Origin of the sequence: Parashewanella spongiae (genome assembly GCF_004358345.1) — a bacterium.
Lineage (GTDB): Bacteria > Pseudomonadota > Gammaproteobacteria > Enterobacterales > Shewanellaceae > Parashewanella > Parashewanella spongiae.
On record NZ_CP037952.1, the window covers coordinates 4,035,279 to 4,053,259 of the forward strand.

Below are 17,981 nucleotides of genomic sequence, written 5' to 3' on the forward strand. Positions count from 1 at the left end.
TGTCTTCTTAAAAGCTAAAAATTGGTTAATAACAAACAAGGCCTCAATGAGGCCTTGTTTAACATGGATAAGTTGTAAGGGATCTAGCGATTTAGAAAGTACCAATCGTTGTCATACCAGCGAAGGCTGGTATCCAGTGACTTTTATAGAAAAAAGTAAAGGCACTAGACTACCGACATTCAAAACTGTCGTTACTTCGTTTCCAGCCTGTGCTGGAGTGACGAGAACTCATCGGTATACTTTCTTCCGCAACTTTCCTAACAAACACTGTTATCGAATAATGCCACGACTTGAGTTTGTAGCAAAATCAAGCATCATTTTAACTTCTGAATAGGCTTTCGCGTCATCTTGCAACTCAGCAACGGCTTCTTCAATTGTCAGACTACTGCGATACAATTTTTTATAAGCGCGTCTAACTGCATTCTGGCTTTCGATAGAGAAACCTCTGCGCTTTAATCCTTCGCGATTTAAACCTCTAGGCACTGCAGGCTGTCCTGCAGCCATAACAAAAGGAGGAACATCTTGTAAAATCAAAGAAGCACCTGCTGCAAATGCATGGTCACCAATATGCACAAATTGATGCACACCAGTCATACCACCTAGAATAACAAAATCACCAACATGAACATGACCAGCAATTGAGGCATTATTCGCTAAAATAACATTATCACCCACAACACAATCATGCGCGATATGTACATAATTCATAAATAGGTTGTTCGAACCAATTTTCGTCTCACTGTTATCTTGTACTGTACCGCGATGGATGGTTACGTTTTCGCGAATAACATTATTATTACCCATGATTAGCTTCGTTGGCTCGCCAGCATACTTTTTATCCTGACAATCTTCTCCTACTGATGCAAACTGGTAAATTCGATTACCTTTACCAATAGTCGTTGGCCCTTTGACTACAACATGAGAGCTGAGCCAGCAGTCATCGCCAATCTCTACATCTGCACCAATATAAGTCCATGGACCTATGGTGACATTTTTACCAATTTTTGCATCAGGATGTACGAACGCTAATTTGTCTATCACTTTGTAATCTCTCTGCGAGCACACATAATTTCAGCTGAACACGCCAGCTCGCCGTCCACTGTGGCTTGACCGATAAAAACACCTATTCCTCGGCGCTCTTTTACCATTTTAACTTTAAAGTGGATCTGATCACCTGGCTCTACAACTCTTTTGAATCGAGCTTTATCAATGCCTGCAAAATAGTAGAGCACGTTTTCAGGTGGCACATCGTCGCTCATGGTTTTAAAGGCTAGTAAGCCAGTAGCTTGAGCCATGGCTTCAAGTAATAATACACCTGGCATAACTGGCTGTACTGGAAAATGCCCTTGAAAAAACGGTTCATTAATGGTCACATTTTTGATTGCATGAAGAGTGTCTCCAGGTGTGTAATCAAGTACACGATCAATCAATAAAAATGGGTATCTATGAGGCAGATATTTCAATATTTCATGAATATCCATCGTGTTCATTTCATTCGACACGAATACATTCCTTAACGTTGTGCAAATATTATTCTGTAGCTTTAGAAGCTTTTTCTAAAACTTTAACTCTGTTGAACAGGTCATCTAATTGTCTAAACCGTACCGTATTTCTACGCCAAAGTTTATTTGGCATGGCAACTGTTGCCGATGAAACGATACCTTTTTCTCGAACAACGCTTGTGACATTTGTACCGCCACTAACATGGACGCCATCAGCTATCGAAAGGTGGCCTGCCACTGCGCTGTTACCGCCAATAATACAATATTTGCCTATGGTACAGCTACCCGCTATTGTTGAATTACCTGCAATAGCAGTATGTGCACCGATGACAACATTATGTGCGACTTGGATCTGATTATCGAGAATTACGCCGTCTTCAATAATGGTATGCTCTATAGCACCACGATCAATACTCGTACTCGCTCCTATTTCAACACTATCACCAATACGAACACCACCAGTCTGAGGTATCTTAATCCATTTTCCAGCATCATTTGCGTAGCCAAAACCATCTGAACCAATAACTGCACCAGAATGAATAATGCAATTCTGACCTAAATGTACATCATGGTAAATCGTCACATTAGCCCAAATTCGACAATTTGATCCAATGATAGAATCTTGCCCAATAACAGTGCCAGCGCCAATTTCAGTGTTATCACCAACAATCGCTTTAGAACCAATTACAGCATTGGCGCCAACAGATACATTTTCACCTAACATAGCACTAGGATCAATTTGAGCACTGGGATGAATGTTATATGCAGCTTGAGGAGTCGTATCTAACCACTGTGAAACCAAAGCAAAGGCAACATAAGCGTCTTTTACTATTAGCGCATTACCATTATAGTGCTCAGCACTTTTTTCGCTAAGCAGTACAGCTGTTGCTTTTGTGTCGTCTAGTAAACTGCGATATTTTGAATTAGCCAAAAAAGAGAGTTGACCCTCGACAGCATTTTCTAAGGTAGCGACACTGTTAATTACAGCATCACCATACCCTTGTACTTTACCATCGAGACGGCTTGCCAACTCTTTTAATGAAATAGATTGCATCAATTAATTGCCTTTAGTTAAGGCCTCTACCACTTTACTGCTAATATCTGAAGTTGGTTTTACGTAAACTACAGATTGTCTTGGAAGTACGATATCAAACTGCTCTTTTTCAGCGAGTTTATTTACTGCATCCAATACTGTTTTAAGCAATTTATTTTGCTCTTCACCACTACGACGACGGAAATCTTCATTTAAAGCTTTACCTTTCAACTGTATATCAGAGCGCAAAGATTCCATTTTACGTTGCAATTCAGTTTGCTGATCTTTGCTCATGATTGCAGCATCACGTTGCTGGGTTTCTAGCATAGTGCGTAATTCTTGTTGTTTTTTCTTCAAACCAGCTTCTCTGTCAGCAAATTCTGACTGCAAGGTCTTAGCGACTTTTTCACGTTGTGGAAGTTGCTCGAATATTGCAGCCATATCAACAACTGCAATTTTTTCAGCTTGAGCCATTAGTGGAGCGCCAATTAGCGCCAAAGTCATCAAAGCCTTAGTTACCGTCTTCTTCAAAATTTACTCCTTGTTGTGCTTTAAAATTTTTAAACTTGCCGAGTATATACTTAAAATACTGCAAATTGCATCTTGAAGTATTTTAAGTATTCAAATTAAGCCATATATCTAGAAAGTTTGACCAATATTAAACGAGAACACTTCAGTGTCGTCGCCTTCGTACTCTTTAATTGGTCTTGCCAAGCTGAACACTAAAGGCCCCATTGGCGACAACCATTGAACGCTTAAACCGTAAGAAGCTCGGTACAAACTCGGATCGCTATAATCTTGAATTTTTGCAAATTCAGTAGCTGGCAAATCACGATAGGAGTCATAATCAAACTCTGTGTCCCATATACTGCCAGCATCAGCAAAAAAGGATGTTCTTACTGAGTTTGAATAAGCTTCGTCGAGGAATGGAATTGGTACGATTAATTCGAGGCTCGCTGTAGCAATGGCATTACCGCCTAGCGAACGTCCATTTCGTACAAAAATTTCATTCGGATTGGTTGGTAATGAACAGCCACTTCCCGATGGATCCGGACAAAACTCTTGATCTCTTGTAACAGAGAAAGATCTTGGCCCTACTGTATTGGTTTTAAAACCTCGTAGCGTCGTGCTGCCGCCAGAATAATAGTTTTCCCAAAACGGCAAGATATTGTCATTATCATTAGTTTGTCCATAACCATTACCATAGCCTAGACGTGCGCGCGCTAAGAATACAAAACTATGACTGCGCGTCAGTGGGAAATAGAATTTCGTATCTAAATCCATTTTAAAATATTGCACATCAGAACCTGGCGTAGTCACCTTAGTATTAAAGCGCTGAGATGAACCATTAGTTGGGAACGTGCCACGGTTTAGCGAACTTCGAGACCAACCGAGATTAAGTTCAAAGTTATCGAAACTTAACTCATCATTGGCTCCGTCACGATAAATATCGAAGAACTGATTCGTTTGTTGGTTATCCGAAAGTTCGGAAAGGGTGTTGTGCCTAAAACCAATACCGCCATTAATACGGTTATACTCATTTATCGGAAAACCTGAATTGAGAGCAAAACCATAGGATTGGTTTTTATATGCTTCTAGATTGGCTCGTCCGTAATCGGTTTTACTCCAATAAATACTGCCGCCTAAACTGATACCATCTTTGGTCCAATACGGATCTGTGTACGATAAGTTAATCTGTTTTTGATACTTATTGGTATTAATGTTTAAGCCGGCTTGATTACCTGTCCCTAAAAAGTTATTTTGCTGAACCCCAAACTGCAAACTCACACCTGTGCCAGAACCATAACCTACACCAGCATTAAACGAGCCTGATGGCTGTTCTTTTACCGTAAAGTCAATATCAACGATGTCATCTGTACCAGGCACTTGAATGGTTTCAGTATCGACTTTCTCAAAGAATCCTAAGCGATTTAAGCTCTCTTTTGATCGTTCTACTAAATCTGAATTTAACCAAGCACCTTCCATTTGAGTAAGCTTGCGTCGCATGACTTCATCTTTGGTAATGGTGTTACCGGTAAAGTTAATCGCACGTACATAAACACGCTTACCTGGCTTGATACCAACATTCAATGTAACTTCTTTGGTCTCATCGTCAATTTCAGGGTAGGTTTGCACTTCAGGGTAAGCATAACCAAAACGACCAAGGTACTTACTGTATAATTCTTCTGTAAACGTTACTTCAGCAGCGTTATAAGTATCGCCTTCTTTAATTGGTAGCAAGGCTTCCATTAATTTTTCACGTCCCATTAAGTCACCAGTCAAATTAACTTTGCTTACTTTGTATGGTTCGCCTTCATCGACATTGATCGTGATGTATAGGCCTTTGCGATCTGGTGTCATCGCAACTTGCGTCGACGTTTCCTTAAAGCGTATATAACCTTGGTTATGATAAAACGCTTTAATAGACTCTAAGTCTGCCTGTAGTTTTTGTTTTTGATAGCGGCGTTCACCAAATAAATCCCACCAAGCAACATAATCTTTTAGCTCTAGCATTCCGATGAGTTCTTCATCCGAAAACACGGTATTGCCTACGACGTTAATTTGGCGGATATCAGCGGCTAAACCTTCGGTAAACTTAAGTTTAAGTTCTACACGGTTACGAGGAAGATTGATAATTTCAGCTTCTACTTTCGCTCCGTACTTACCAACACCGTAGTAAAAGTCTTGTAAGCCTTTTTCGATTCCAGACAACATGGTGCGGTCCAATGACTCACCAATTTTAACGCCTGAGCCATCTAGACTTTCTTGAAGTTGTTCATCTTTGATGTCTTTATTACCATCAAAAGAGATTTCACTGATAGTTGGTCGCTCTTTAACTGCTACAATCAATACACCATCATCTCGACTCACTTGAATGTTTTCAAAGTTTGTCGAAGCATACAATGCCTTAATGGCTTGTTGCAGCTTGAGTTCGTCGATGGTATCCCCAACCTTCACAGGCAAGTTCAATAATGCTGCACCGAGTGCAACACGTTGCAATCCTTCGACTTGAATATCGGTTACCGTAAATGGCTGAAAAGACTCAGCCAGAGTATTGCCAGAAAAAGTGGCGCCGACTAGTAAAATTGAGGCAAAAAGTTTATTTAATCTCATAGAGCACTTCTAATTGTTATATCAATCCGCAAAACGCTAGATTGCTATCAGTCTGTCCTTGCTCAAAGTCGGGAGAAATCATTAAAAAGCGCAACGCTCATTAATAACAGCAACATCACTGCCCCAATTTTGAATCCAATTTCCTGCACCCTCTCTGGTACAGGCCTACCCGTAACAACTTCAATAAAGTAAAACAATAGGTGACCACCATCAAGTACAGGCACAGGCATCAAGTTGATGATCCCTAAACTAATACTGATCAAAGCAAGAAAACCTAAAAACCTTACCAAACCGTAATCAGCACTTCTTCCCGCTCCTTGAGCAATGGAAATAGGGCCGCTTAAATTTTTAACTGATACATCACCAGTAAATAATTTCGCTATCGTTTTTACACTCACGGCGGTGAGTTGCCAAGTTCGGTCCACTGCGTTTAACGCGGAGCCTACTATGCCATACTCCATTTGAATAAGCATGTTTTCCGGCCACTTAGGTGATTTAGGGCTAATACCTATTAAACCAACCAATTTACCTTCTGCATTCTTTTCAGCTTTAGGTGTTACAGGCAGAATTAATATCTCGCCATCCCGCTTTATTTTAAGTGATAAAGATTTATTTGCAGATTGCTGAACTAAAGCAACAAAACTTGCCCAGTCGCCATAAGGTTTATCATTGATTGATAAAATTGTATCGCCGACCTTAACCTGAGCTTGATCCGCTGCACTGCCTTCAATTACAGCACCAACAATAGGTTTTAAACTCGGCCTATAAACCTTTAGTCCTAACGCAGTAATCGGTGACTCTTTTTCAGGGTCAAATTTCCACGCTTTAGTATCTAATTGATATGTTTTACCAATAAGAGCTGCATCTTTTTCAGCATTCATGACTGGAGTCAAGTTTGCAAGAGATGCAACAGTAATTGATAGGTTTTGTGCACCAATATGACCAACTAGGGCTAAATTAACCTCTTCCCAATCTCTTACTTTTTTTCCATCAACGGCGATAACCTGTGACGGCTCAGTAACTTTAATAACTGACGCGGGCGAATCAGCAATGGTGTCACTAATAATCGGTTTTACTGAAGGCACTCCGATTAAAAACATAAAATACAACGCAATAATTGCGAAAATAAAATTCGCGATTGGTCCCGCACTGACAATGGCGATTCGTTGCCAAACAGACTTTCTATTGAATGCTTGTCCGAGCATATGCTCAGGAACATCCTCTACCCGTTCATCTAACATTTTGACATAACCACCAAGAGGTATCATTGCCAAAACATATTCTGTACCATCTTTACCTTTGCGACGCCAAATTGCTTTGCCAAACCCTACAGAAAATCGTTCTACTTTTACACCACATTTACGTGCGACCCAAAAGTGTCCGTATTCATGCGCAGTTACAAGAATGCCTAACGCAACAACAAAAGATCCAAGACTCCAAAAAAAATCCATCATTAGCAGTAACTTATTCCTTAACGATATTTATTTAACGCTTCTGTTGCTCGAGCGCGGGCTTCTGCGTCTAATGCAACAATATCTTCAATACTATCAAGTTTCGACTTAACCACGGCTGACACGCAATTCTGGTTAATATTGGCTATATCAGTAAATTTTATCTGTTTCGACAAAAATGCGGCTACTGCAATTTCATTCGCAGCATTTAACACAGTTGTAGCTTCTTGTCCTTGATGGCAAGCTGCAATCGCCAGTGCTAAATTCGGGAAACGATTAACATCTGGTTTACAGAAGCTTAATTCTCCGACTTCGAAAAAGTCTAAAGGTTCCACACCAGACGCAATTCGTTGCGGATAGGACAAACAATGAGCAATCGGGGTGCGCATATCAGGATTTCCCATCTGAGCAAGAACTGAACCATCTCGATATTGCACCATAGAGTGAATGACACTTTGAGGATGAATAACAACTTTTAGCTGCTCGGGTCGAGTATTAAACAACCAACGAGCTTCGATGTACTCTAAGCCTTTATTCATCATGGTTGCTGAATCAACCGAAATTTTCTGCCCCATAGACCAATTAGGGTGCTTACAAGCTTCTTCAGGAGTAACGCTCGATAATGAACTTAGATCTCGCGTCAAAAATGGGCCACCTGAACCCGTAAGAATAATATGAGATATACCTGAATCATCAAGATCACATGAACCTAATGCATTTTGAATTTTTTCAGGAAGACATTGAAATATTGCATTATGCTCGCTGTCAACAGGAAGTACTGTGGCACCAGATTGCTTTGCTGCTTCTATAAACAGCTGCCCTGACATCACAAGTGATTCTTTATTGGCTAACAGTACTCGCTTACCCGCTTTTACTGCTGAAAATGTGGGGATAAGTCCCGCTGCACCAACAATCGCGGCCATCACAGTGTCTACACTATCATCTGCAACTAACTGACACAGCACATCTGTCCCTGTTGTCACCTGAATATCAAGCTCTATTGGTAATCGTGTTTGAAGCAATTGAGCCGCGTTTTCATCCACCATGTGTGCAATGCGTGGTTTATGTATACGACACAATTCCAGCATTTTATCTACATTGGTATTAGCAACTAGAATGCTTGCGTAATAAAGTTCAGGATTACGGCTAATAACATCAAGTGTATTTACCCCGATTGAACCCGTTGCACCTAAAATGGCGACATTTTGCATATCATTACATCCAAAAGGCGAGATAAATCATGGTAAATACCGGAAATGCCGCCGTTAAACTGTCAATACGATCAAGTACGCCACCGTGACCCGGTAAAATGTTACCTGAATCTTTGATCTTAGCGACTCGTTTAAACATGCTTTCCGTCAGATCTCCTAACGCTGAAACTAATGCAACAAAAACTGTAACAGCAATAATCAATACTAATTCTTGTTCTGGCGAAATCGCCATCACTAGGGCAACAATAAACATGCTTGTAAACAACCCACCGACTAATCCTTCAACCGTTTTAGCTGGGCTAACATTGGGTATTAACTTAGTTTTACCGAATGATTTACCAACAAAATATGCGCCGCTGTCTGCGGCCCAAACCACCAACATTACGAGAAGAACAAGAAACGGCCCCATATAGGGTGCATTCATTGTGCCCAAAGCTTTAAGCGCGAGCAAAGAAGCAAAACAAGGTAATAAAGTTAAATGGCCGTAAACGGTTTTTAAAACGGCATTATTGACTATAGGTTTACTTTTTGGAAACGCTACGACCATCAGAAAGGCAGTTAACCACCAACAACAGCCGACTACAATAATCAACCAATATAAGGGATGCAATTGGCTGCTGTACCAAATTCCATCAGCAGGCACTATGATATTCAAGGTCACTAATACAAAAGTAAAACTAATGCTGAAGCAATATTGGGTAGTTTTACAATCAAGAGCAACAATTCGTCCCCACTCGCTGGCAGCAATGGCAAAAATAGCGACAAGCACCCAAGAAAAAATGCTCGCTGGCAAAAGGAATATGCCAGCTATAACTAATGGGATTAAGCAAAGTGCTGTTATTATACGTTGTTTAAGCAAAAAAAAGTCCTCAAAAAATCACGATTAATCATTCAAATCATCTATCTGTTTACCAGTGAGTCCGAAGCGCCTTTGTCGATTAGCAAAATTAGCGATTGCCTCGTGAAAAACTTGCTCATCAAAGTCAGGCCATAAAGTATCAATAAAGGTTAATTCCGCATACGCCGCCTGCCATAAAATAAAATTACTAATACGATAGTCACCACCAGTTCGTATCATAAGATCGACTTCTGGTTGATCTGACATATTTAAATGAGAACGAATATGATCTTCAGTCAGTTCCTCTGAGGTTAATTCACCGTTACTAACTTTCTGACTCAATACTTGAGTCGCCTGTAATATATCCCAACGACCACCATAATTTGCAGCGATATTGAGCACTAACCCAGTGTTATTAGCCGTTTTCTCTTCTGCTTTAATTATTTGTTTTTGTAATCGAGAAGAAAAACGAGTTTTATCGCCAATTATATTGAGTTGAACACCATTTTTATGAAGTAGCTTTATTTCACGTTGCAGAACTGTGAAAAAAAGTTCCATCAATAAACTCACTTCTTTATCAGGCCGCCCCCAGTTTTCGCTAGAGAATGCAAAAAGCGTCAACGACTTTACACCTAGCTCTCTGGCTGTGCTCACGGCTTTACGTACAGCAGAAACGCCAGCTTTGTGGCCCATAACACGTGGTTGACCTTTCGACTCAGCCCAACGTCCATTGCCATCCATGATAATGGCAACATGTTGCGGAATCGATTGCTTCAACAAGGAAGAAGCTTGCTGAGGTAATGTGACCGTCTGTTCTTCATCATGCTTCAAAGCTGACTCAGACCCTAATTCCTTTGTAGACGACATCAAATACAACCCTTAAAAATAAACAAACGCCGTGTAGTATACCCCTACACGGCGTCTAATCTCTAGCTTTACGATGAGTTGATTAGACCTCCATCAATTCCGCTTCTTTTATAGCCAATACGGCATCAACTTGCTTGATAAAAGAGTCTGTGATTTTTTGAATATCGTCTTCACCGCGACGTGCATCATCTTCAGAACAAGCTTTATCTTTTTCTAGAGTTTTAAATTCAGAATTGGCATCACGTCGTACGTTACGAACAGCAATACGACTGTTTTCAGCTTCTGCACGAACCACTTTAACTAAGTCACGACGACGCTCTTCAGTCAAAGCGGGAAGAGGAATGCGAATTGTCGCTCCTGCTGACATAGGATTTAAACCTAGATCAGAAGACATAATTGCCTTTTCTACCGCCTGAGTCATGCTACGATCAAATAATGTCACAGCTAGAGTACGAGAGTCTTCTACTGTTACGTTACCGACTTGAGTCAATGGCGTCATTGTGCCGTAGTATGATACTTGAATCGTATTTAATAAGCTTGGGTGTGCTCGTCCAGTTCGGACTTTAGCCATTTGAGCTTTTGCGGCTTCAATACATTTAGCCATACGCTCTTCAGCATTACTTTTAATTTCTTCAATCACTGTAAATGTCCTTTCAGGTCATCAAATAAATCTAATAAAAACTTTATTTTATAAGTGTGCCTTCAGCTTCACCCATAATAACACGTCGTAGAGCACCTGGTTTATTCATATTAAATACTTGAATGGATAAACCATGATCTCTTGCCAAAGTGAAGGCAGCAAGATCCATCACTTTAAGTTCTTTATCAAGTACTTCGGTGTGGGTCAGCTCATCAAATTTTACTGCATCAGGGTCTTTCATTGGATCTGCTGAATACACACCATCTACTTTAGTGCCTTTTAACACTACTTCCGCTTCAATTTCAATACCACGTAGGCACGCTGCAGAGTCGGTTGTAAAGAATGGGTTACCAGTGCCCGCTGAAAAAATAACGACTCGGCCTGATTTAAGCAAACTAATTGCCTCTGCCCAGTTGTAGTCATCACAAACGCCCTTAAGAGGAATCGCTGACATAACACGAGCATTAACATAGGCTCGGTGAAGCGCATCTCTCATTGCTAAGCCATTCATGACGGTAGCCAGCATTCCCATATGATCGCCTACTACGCGATTCATGCCTGCTTCTGCGAGCCCTTCACCACGAAATAAATTACCGCCACCTATCACAACACCAACTTGAAGACCTAGTTCTACCAGCTCTTTAATCTCTTGAGCCATACGATCAAGAACTTTTGGATCAATTCCAAAGCCTTCATCTCCCATTAGGGCTTCACCACTGAGTTTCAATAAAATACGTCGAAATGCGGGTTTTGGGTTGGTGCTCATAATTATTATCCTGTTGTGTCTACCTTAAGATTTGACAGCTTAGTAAGCATATCAAATGTTAAACCAGAAATATCATATTTTGCGATGACGAATATAACAAGACCGCAGCAAATGCCACGGCCTTATAAGTTCATTTAATGAACTAAATTAAGCGTTTTTAGACGCTTCGATTTGTGCAGCTACTTCAGCAGCAAAATCTTCTTCTTTTTTCTCGATCCCTTCACCTACTTCTAGACGAATGAATGAAGAAACAGTAGCGCCTTTCTCTTTCAAGAAATCGCCAACTGATTTTTTAGGTTCCATGATGAACATTTGACCAGTAAGAGAAATCTCACCAGTAAATTTCTTCATACGACCAATAACCATCTTCTCAGCGATTTCTGCTGGCTTCCCTTCATTCATCGCGATCTCTACTTGAACAGCTTTTTCTTTCTCAACAAGTTCAGCAGGAACGTCTGAAGGGTTTACGAATTCAGGCTTAGAAGCAGCAACGTGCATTGCTAGGTGCTTCAACGTCTCTTCGTCAGCATCACCAGCAACAACAACACCGATACGTGCACCGTGGCTATATGTCGAAAGGTTAGCACCTTCAATATATTCAACACGGCGGATATTCATGTTTTCACCGATTTTAGCAACCAATGCAACACGTGTGTCTTCAAATTTTGCTTTAAGAGCTGCGATATCTAAACGCTCAGCAACAGCTGCATCAACAACTTCATTTGCAAAACCTAAGAAGTTACCATCTTTCGCTACGAAATCTGTTTGGCAGTTTACTTCAACAAGTGCAGCAAAACCTTCACCTTTTTTGATGATGATAGTACCGTCAGCTGCAATGTTTCCTGCTTTTTTAGCAGCTTTAGCAGCACCACTTTTACGCATGTTTTCGATCGCAAGCTCGATGTCACCTTTGGTTTCTGTAAGTGCTTTCTTACAATCCATCATGCCTGCGCCAGTACGATCGCGCAATTCTTTAACTTGGGCAGCAGTAATTGCCATTGTTAAATCCTCTTTAGAAAATTCGACTAATAAAAAATAGGAGCCCTTAGGCTCCTGAAACCAATTAATTAAATTGGTTCTTTAAGGAAGATGAATTTCATCTCACCTTATTAAACAGTTTCTACGAAACCGTCTTGCTCAGCTTGAACCGCTAAATCTTGACCACGTCCAGATTTTGCAGCTTCAGAAACAGCTGAAGTATAAAGACGGATTGAACGCATCGCATCATCGTTACCTGGAACAATGTAGCTAACGCCATCTGGGTTTGAGTTAGTATCAACAATAGCAACAACTGGAATACCTAGGTTGTTCGCTTCTTTAATTGCGATATGCTCATGATCAGCACCAATAACGAATAATACGTCAGGTAGGCCGCCCATGTTTTTAATACCACCAAGAGATTTCTCAAGCTTGTCTAGCTCGCGAGTACGCATTAGCGCTTCTTTCTTAGTTAACTTGTCGAAAGTACCATCAACAGCTTGAGTTTCTAGCTCTTTCAATCGCTTGATTGATTGACGAACAGTTTTCCAGTTAGTCAACATGCCACCTAACCAACGGTGATCGACATAGAATTGATCACAAGCGATTGCAGATTCTTTAATTGCTTCACTTGCTGCGCGCTTAGTACCAACAAAAAGGACTTTACCTTTTTTAGCAGCAATGTTGCTGATGAATGCTAGAGCTTCATTAAACATTGGCACAGTGTGCTCAAGGTTAATGATGTGTACACCATTGCGTGGACCAAAGATGAACGGCTTCATTTTTGGATTCCAGTAACGAGTTTGGTGACCGAAGTGAACACCAGCTTGCAGCATATCGCGCATTGAAACTTGTTTCATTTGTAATACCTTAATAAGTAAAGAGGGGTTATTCCTCCACGTATCCCGCTTAATCGACCAAAATGATTAATTTCAGCACCCCGATAAACGTGACGATACGTGTGTGATTTCGTATTTAAATTAAATGCCATGTATAATGGCGGTCATATTCTACCTTGACTGATAAAATTAGTCTAAGCATCCTTTAGGATTACCGATTAAATTTTTCAGAAAATAAGGTTAAACACAACGGCGCGCTTTATACCATAAAAACGGCAATTGATGCAATAATAAACTGGTATTAGGGTTATTTCGCCATCACTACAAGATTTGAGAGAGATTGCATGAGTATTGTGATTAAAACCGCAGAACAAATTGAAAAAATGCGCGCGGCCGGTAAGTTAGCGGCCGAAGTATTGGAAATGATTGCACCTAGCGTAAAAGCTGGTGTAACTACGAATGAACTTAACGATATTTGTGCAAAATTTACTGATGAACACAATGCCATTTCAGCCCCTCTTAATTATCACGGTTTTCCGAAGTCCATTTGTACTTCTGTCAATCATGTTATTTGCCACGGTATTCCTAATGACACGCCTTTAAAAGACGGTGATATCGTCAATTTAGATATTACTGTCATCTTAGATGGCTACCATGGTGATACATCCAAGATGTTCCTCATTGGTGATGTAACCCCAAAAAACAAACGCTTATGCCGTATTGCCCAAGAAAGTTTATACCTTGCAATTCGAAAAGTGCGCCCAGGTATGCGATTAGGCGAAATCGGTACCACGATTGAAAAATTCATTAAAGCCAGTAAGACGGGGTTAGAGAAGTATTCTATCGTTCAAGATTACTGTGGGCACGGTATCGGCGAAGGATTTCATGAATCACCACAAGTCGTTCATTACAAAAATAATGATAAAACAGTATTACGCCCCGGAATGTGTTTTACAATTGAGCCCATGATCAACGCTGGACGTCACACATCCGTGCTTGATGCCGAAGATAAATGGACAGTCCGCACATCAGACGGAAAAAATTCAGCACAATGGGAGCACACCCTTTTAGTAACAGAAAAAGGCGTTGAAGTGCTCACTTTACGTGCTGAAGAAGACTTGCCGCGCGTTATTAATCATAAATAATTTAACAATAAAGCTAGGGACGAAATGAATAACACTGCACAGGAAGTCAAAGCAGCTCTCATTACACAAAATGAACACCTTTTAGATAGGTTTAAACGAAAGCATAATATCGTAGAACTTGTTCAATGCCGTTGTGATGCTGTTGACTCTTTGTTGCAGAATGCTTGGCAACAGTGCGGTATAGTTGATCATTCCATAGCACTGATTGCTGTTGGCGGTTATGGACGTGGCGCACTTCACCCTCATTCTGATGTCGATTTACTCTTTTTATTTGATGGTGAACTATCAAAAACTCTGCAAATTTTATTAGAGACATTTATTGCTTATCTATGGGATGTTGGTCTAGAGATTGGGCATAGTGTTCGCACTCTTGAGCAAAGCATTCAACTCGGAAAAGATGACCTCACCATTGCTACCGCGCTGCTTGAAGCAAGATTAATAGCAGGAGACACAAAACTATTTATTCAACTTCAGCAACAAGTTTGCTCACCTAAGTTTTGGCCTGCTCAAGAATTTTATACAGCTAAGCGACAAGAACAAGATGAACGGCACGAAAAATCCAGTGCATTTAATCTTGAGCCCAACTTAAAGAGCTGCCCCGGCGGGCTTCGAGATATTCAGACTATTACTTGGGTATCCATGCGCCACTTTAATGTTACTCACCTTGAAGATTTGGTCGAACATGGCTTTCTTGAAAAAATTGAGCTGGCTGAGCTCATTCAGTGTCGTAATTTTTTGTGGGATCTAAGATTTGCCCTTCACATCATCGCTGGGCGAGATGAAAACCGTCTACTGTTTGATTTTCAACGTGATGTTGCTGATCTTATGGGTTTTGAGGATGCCACTCAGCTTGCTGTTGAACAAATGATGAAACGCTATTACCAGACAATACGTCGAGTAATGGAGCTTAATCAAATGCTACTGCAACTCTTTTTTAGAGCAACATTAAAGCAAAGTAAAACCTTAGAAGTCCGCCCGATCAATAAACGTTATCAACGTCGGGGAAACTTTATTGAAGCCTTACCCGGTGTCGACTTCAGCCAGCCAGAGCAACTGCTCGAATTATTTGCCATCACATTAAAATATCCAAGTATTACGGGGATTTTTGCACCAACATTACGCACACTTCGAAGAGCAAGACGCTTATTGACACAGCCTTTAATGCTAGAGCCTGCTTGTCGTAAAATATTCATGGAAATATTACGCCACCCTAAAGGCATATCAGCGCTATCACTCATGCATAAACACAATATCATGAGCAGCTATTTACCAGAGTGGCGTAAAATTGAAGGACAAATGCAATTTGATTTGTTTCATGCATATACTGTTGATGAGCACACTCACCGATTATTAAAAAATCTTGACCGTTTTTTCCAGCCGGAATTTAAAGACGAATTCCCTTTAGCATCAATAGTGGCTAATCAACTCCCTAAACGCGGATTATTAGTTTTAGCGGCTATTTTTCATGATATAGGTAAAGGTCGAGGCGGAGACCATAGTATTCTTGGTTCAAGAGATGCTGAGGAATTCTGTAAACTTCATGAATTGAACGATCATGATGGTCGTATTGTTTGCTGGTTAGTGGAACAACATTTATTGATGTCAACCGTTGCTCAGCGTAGAGACATTTCAGATCCGGATGTTATCGTAGATTTCGCTGACAAGGTCCGAGACAATGATCATCTCAACTACTTATATTGTCTCACTGTGGCCGATATCAGGGCGACTAACGAAAACATTTGGAATAGCTGGAAAGATTCACTCTTAAAAGATCTGTACTTTTCAACTCAACGTGTATTGACTCGTGGTAAAGAAAAGCCCATAGACATGCGAGCCAGAGTCAGAGAACACCAAGCCAAAGCGAAAAGTGAGCTTATAAAACGTGGCGTAACTGAAGTTGAAATTGAAAAATTATGGCAAACCTTTAATGCGGACTACTTTTTACGTCACAATCCCAATCAAGTTGTTTGGCATACAAGCGCCATTTTAAAACATGGTTCAAATGAGCCTTTAGTTCAAATATCTAAGCACATGAGTCGTGGTGGCACCGAAGTTTTTGTTTATTGTGAAAACCGCCCAAAGTTATTTGCTACAGTAATGGCGATATTAGACAACAAGAATATCAGCATTAATGATGCTAATATCATGACCTCAAAAATTGAATACGTATTGGATACTTTTATTATTCTTGAAAGAACAGGTAAGACGGTTTCAAGCAGTTCCCGTATCCAATCATTACAGCGCACACTCTCAAAAGCATTAAAGACTAATACGACAAATTTACCGAAATTTAAGAAAATTTCTCGTAAAATGAAAAGCTTTACAGTGAAAACAAAAGTGACATTTTTACCCAGCACCCGTAATGGAACAACGATGATGGAACTCATCACCTTAGATAGGCCGGGATTATTGGCTAAAGTTGCTGATATTTTTTATCAATGCGATGTCACTATTGTCGGTGCAAAAATTTCCACTATTGGGGAACGTGCCGAAGACTTTTTCAGGCTAAAAAACAATGCTGGCCAGCCTCTTAGTTCATCTCAAAAGGAAGAATTAAAACAAGCGTTGATAAAAACATTAACTCATTTAAAACATTAATCTAAATTTTACTGGGAGTAATCCAATGCAAGCGTTACGTCAACGTATTGAAGCTGCTTTTGAGGAGCGTAACCAAATCACACCAACTTCGGTGAGTTCGGAACTGAAACAAGACATCAATACCGCCATTAATTTACTCGACTCAGGCGAAGCTAGAGTAGCAGAAAAAATAGATGGTCAATGGCAGATTAATCAGTGGCTTAAAAAAGCTGTACTACTTTCTTTTCGAATTTTTGACAATCAAGTTATTGATGGCAGCGAAACCAAATATTTCGATAAAGTCCCATTAAAATTTGCAAATTACGATGAAGCACAATTTAAAAAAGAAGCGGTTCGAGTTGTTCCACCAGCTACCGTTCGTCAAGGCTCATTTATCGGTAAAAATACTGTATTAATGCCATCTTACGTCAACCTAGGTGCGTATGTAGATGAAGGCACTATGGTTGATACTTGGGCAACCGTTGGTTCATGTGCCCAAATTGGTAAAAATGTGCATTTATCTGGCGGTGTAGGCATCGGCGGTGTGTTAGAACCATTACAAGCTGGCCCAACCATTATTGAAGACAACTGCTTTATTGGCGCCCGTTCTGAAATCGTTGAAGGTGTCGTTGTCGAAGAAGGCAGTGTTATTTCGATGGGCGTTTATATTGGTCAAAGTACACGAATTTTTGATAGAGAAACGGGCGAAATTCATTACGGTCGAGTACCTGCTGGATCGGTTGTTGTTTCAGGCACGCTACCTTCGAAATGCGGGACTTATAACTTATACGCGGCGATCATTGTAAAAAAAGTGGATGCTAAAACTCGTAGTAAAGTAGGTGTGAACGAACTATTGAGAATTGTTGATTAAAACTCAATGTGTACATAAAAATAACCCTTTAAAATTGAACACCAGCCCCTCTTAGGCTGGTGTTTTTTACACCTTATCAAATGATCTACATCACAAAATAGTTAATACGTCATAACTCTGGTAATATTTTTCAAAAATAAAATTACCAC

At 40.3% G+C, this 17,981-nt stretch carries 16 protein-coding genes; 3 read left to right on the forward strand and 13 right to left on the reverse strand.

Annotated elements, in window-relative coordinates; translation table 11 throughout:
* Positions 1 to 270: 270 nt before the first annotated feature.
* From lpxA to rpsB, 13 genes are all read right to left on the reverse strand, one after another.
* The gene (lpxA, locus tag E2I05_RS16055; protein ID WP_121852035.1) at positions 271 to 1,041 is read right to left on the reverse strand and encodes an acyl-ACP--UDP-N-acetylglucosamine O-acyltransferase; all 771 of its coding nucleotides are present in this window, start codon (positions 1,039 to 1,041) and stop codon (positions 271 to 273) included.
* On the reverse strand, positions 1,038 to 1,502 hold the full coding sequence (gene fabZ / locus E2I05_RS16060; protein ID WP_121852036.1) for a 3-hydroxyacyl-ACP dehydratase FabZ: 465 nt from the start codon (positions 1,500 to 1,502) through the stop codon (positions 1,038 to 1,040). Before fabZ ends, lpxA begins: the two co-directional genes overlap by 4 nt.
* A gap of 28 nt (positions 1,503 to 1,530) precedes the next feature.
* Positions 1,531 to 2,556 carry a UDP-3-O-(3-hydroxymyristoyl)glucosamine N-acyltransferase gene (gene lpxD / locus E2I05_RS16065; RefSeq protein WP_121852037.1) on the reverse strand — a complete coding sequence of 342 codons (1,026 nt, stop codon included), beginning with the start codon at positions 2,554 to 2,556 and terminating at the stop codon, positions 1,531 to 1,533.
* A gap of 3 nt (positions 2,557 to 2,559) precedes the next feature.
* Positions 2,560 to 3,066, reverse strand: coding sequence for an OmpH/Skp family outer membrane protein (locus tag E2I05_RS16070; protein ID WP_243641019.1), 507 nt, complete (start codon positions 3,064 to 3,066; stop codon positions 2,560 to 2,562).
* 108 nt (positions 3,067 to 3,174) lie between these two features.
* Entirely contained in the window at positions 3,175 to 5,649 is a 2,475-nt protein-coding gene (gene bamA / locus E2I05_RS16075) for an outer membrane protein assembly factor BamA (RefSeq protein ID WP_121852039.1), read from the reverse strand.
* 62 nt (positions 5,650 to 5,711) lie between these two features.
* Positions 5,712 to 7,103 (reverse strand): sigma E protease regulator RseP, encoded by a 1,392-nt coding sequence (gene rseP, locus E2I05_RS16080; RefSeq protein ID WP_121852040.1) that lies wholly within the window; start codon positions 7,101 to 7,103, stop codon positions 5,712 to 5,714.
* A gap of 17 nt (positions 7,104 to 7,120) precedes the next feature.
* Positions 7,121 to 8,311 carry a 1-deoxy-D-xylulose-5-phosphate reductoisomerase gene (ispC, locus tag E2I05_RS16085; protein WP_121852041.1) on the reverse strand — a complete coding sequence of 397 codons (1,191 nt, stop codon included), beginning with the start codon at positions 8,309 to 8,311 and terminating at the stop codon, positions 7,121 to 7,123.
* 4 nt (positions 8,312 to 8,315) lie between these two features.
* Positions 8,316 to 9,170 carry a phosphatidate cytidylyltransferase gene (locus E2I05_RS16090; RefSeq protein ID WP_121852042.1) on the reverse strand — a complete coding sequence of 285 codons (855 nt, stop codon included), beginning with the start codon at positions 9,168 to 9,170 and terminating at the stop codon, positions 8,316 to 8,318.
* A 24-nt stretch (positions 9,171 to 9,194) separates the two neighbouring features.
* Positions 9,195 to 10,016 (reverse strand): undecaprenyl pyrophosphate synthase, encoded by an 822-nt coding sequence (locus E2I05_RS16095; RefSeq protein WP_121852043.1) that lies wholly within the window; start codon positions 10,014 to 10,016, stop codon positions 9,195 to 9,197.
* A gap of 82 nt (positions 10,017 to 10,098) precedes the next feature.
* A complete protein-coding gene (frr, locus tag E2I05_RS16100) occupies positions 10,099 to 10,656 on the reverse strand; it encodes a ribosome recycling factor (RefSeq protein WP_121852044.1) in 558 nt (185 codons plus the stop codon).
* A 43-nt stretch (positions 10,657 to 10,699) separates the two neighbouring features.
* Positions 10,700 to 11,422, reverse strand: coding sequence for a UMP kinase (gene pyrH, locus E2I05_RS16105; RefSeq protein ID WP_121852045.1), 723 nt, complete (start codon positions 11,420 to 11,422; stop codon positions 10,700 to 10,702).
* A gap of 147 nt (positions 11,423 to 11,569) precedes the next feature.
* A complete protein-coding gene (gene tsf, locus E2I05_RS16110; protein ID WP_121852046.1) occupies positions 11,570 to 12,421 on the reverse strand; it encodes a translation elongation factor Ts in 852 nt (283 codons plus the stop codon).
* A 110-nt stretch (positions 12,422 to 12,531) separates the two neighbouring features.
* Complete coding sequence (rpsB, locus tag E2I05_RS16115; RefSeq protein WP_121852047.1) at positions 12,532 to 13,260, reverse strand: 30S ribosomal protein S2; 729 nt, start codon at positions 13,258 to 13,260, stop codon at positions 12,532 to 12,534.
* A 323-nt stretch (positions 13,261 to 13,583) separates the two neighbouring features.
* Here rpsB and map point away from each other — a divergent pair, with 323 nt between their 5' ends.
* Genes map through dapD form a run of 3 tightly spaced genes read left to right on the forward strand, consistent with a single transcriptional unit; the run spans position 13,584 to position 17,832 of the window.
* A complete protein-coding gene (gene map / locus E2I05_RS16120) occupies positions 13,584 to 14,384 on the forward strand; it encodes a type I methionyl aminopeptidase (protein ID WP_121852048.1) in 801 nt (266 codons plus the stop codon).
* 24 nt (positions 14,385 to 14,408) lie between these two features.
* Positions 14,409 to 16,982, forward strand: coding sequence for a bifunctional uridylyltransferase/uridylyl-removing protein GlnD (glnD, locus tag E2I05_RS16125; RefSeq protein ID WP_121852049.1), 2,574 nt, complete (start codon positions 14,409 to 14,411; stop codon positions 16,980 to 16,982).
* Between the two features lie 25 nt (positions 16,983 to 17,007).
* On the forward strand, positions 17,008 to 17,832 hold the full coding sequence (gene dapD / locus E2I05_RS16130) for a 2,3,4,5-tetrahydropyridine-2,6-dicarboxylate N-succinyltransferase (protein WP_121852050.1): 825 nt from the start codon (positions 17,008 to 17,010) through the stop codon (positions 17,830 to 17,832).
* The last annotated feature ends 149 nt before the right edge of the window (positions 17,833 to 17,981 follow it).

What these genes read in the sequence shown, in the direction of transcription:
- lpxD (WP_121852037.1), bottom strand. Translation starts at nt 2,556, where the DNA reads ATGCAATCTATTTCATTAAAAGAGTTGGCAAGCCGTCTCGATGGTAAA.
- bamA (WP_121852039.1), bottom strand. Translation starts at nt 5,649, where the DNA reads ATGAGATTAAATAAACTTTTTGCCTCAATTTTACTAGTCGGCGCCACT.
- rseP (WP_121852040.1), bottom strand. Translation starts at nt 7,103, where the DNA reads ATGATGGATTTTTTTTGGAGTCTTGGATCTTTTGTTGTTGCGTTAGGC.
- ispC (WP_121852041.1), bottom strand. Translation starts at nt 8,311, where the DNA reads ATGCAAAATGTCGCCATTTTAGGTGCAACGGGTTCAATCGGGGTAAAT.
- E2I05_RS16095 (WP_121852043.1), bottom strand. Translation starts at nt 10,016, where the DNA reads ATGTCGTCTACAAAGGAATTAGGGTCTGAGTCAGCTTTGAAGCATGAT.
- pyrH (WP_121852045.1), bottom strand. Translation starts at nt 11,422, where the DNA reads ATGAGCACCAACCCAAAACCCGCATTTCGACGTATTTTATTGAAACTC.
- tsf (WP_121852046.1), bottom strand. Translation starts at nt 12,421, where the DNA reads ATGGCAATTACTGCTGCCCAAGTTAAAGAATTGCGCGATCGTACTGGC.
- rpsB (WP_121852047.1), bottom strand. Translation starts at nt 13,260, where the DNA reads ATGAAACAAGTTTCAATGCGCGATATGCTGCAAGCTGGTGTTCACTTC.
- map (WP_121852048.1), top strand. Translation starts at nt 13,584, where the DNA reads ATGAGTATTGTGATTAAAACCGCAGAACAAATTGAAAAAATGCGCGCG.
- glnD (WP_121852049.1), top strand. Translation starts at nt 14,409, where the DNA reads ATGAATAACACTGCACAGGAAGTCAAAGCAGCTCTCATTACACAAAAT.
- dapD (WP_121852050.1), top strand. Translation starts at nt 17,008, where the DNA reads ATGCAAGCGTTACGTCAACGTATTGAAGCTGCTTTTGAGGAGCGTAAC.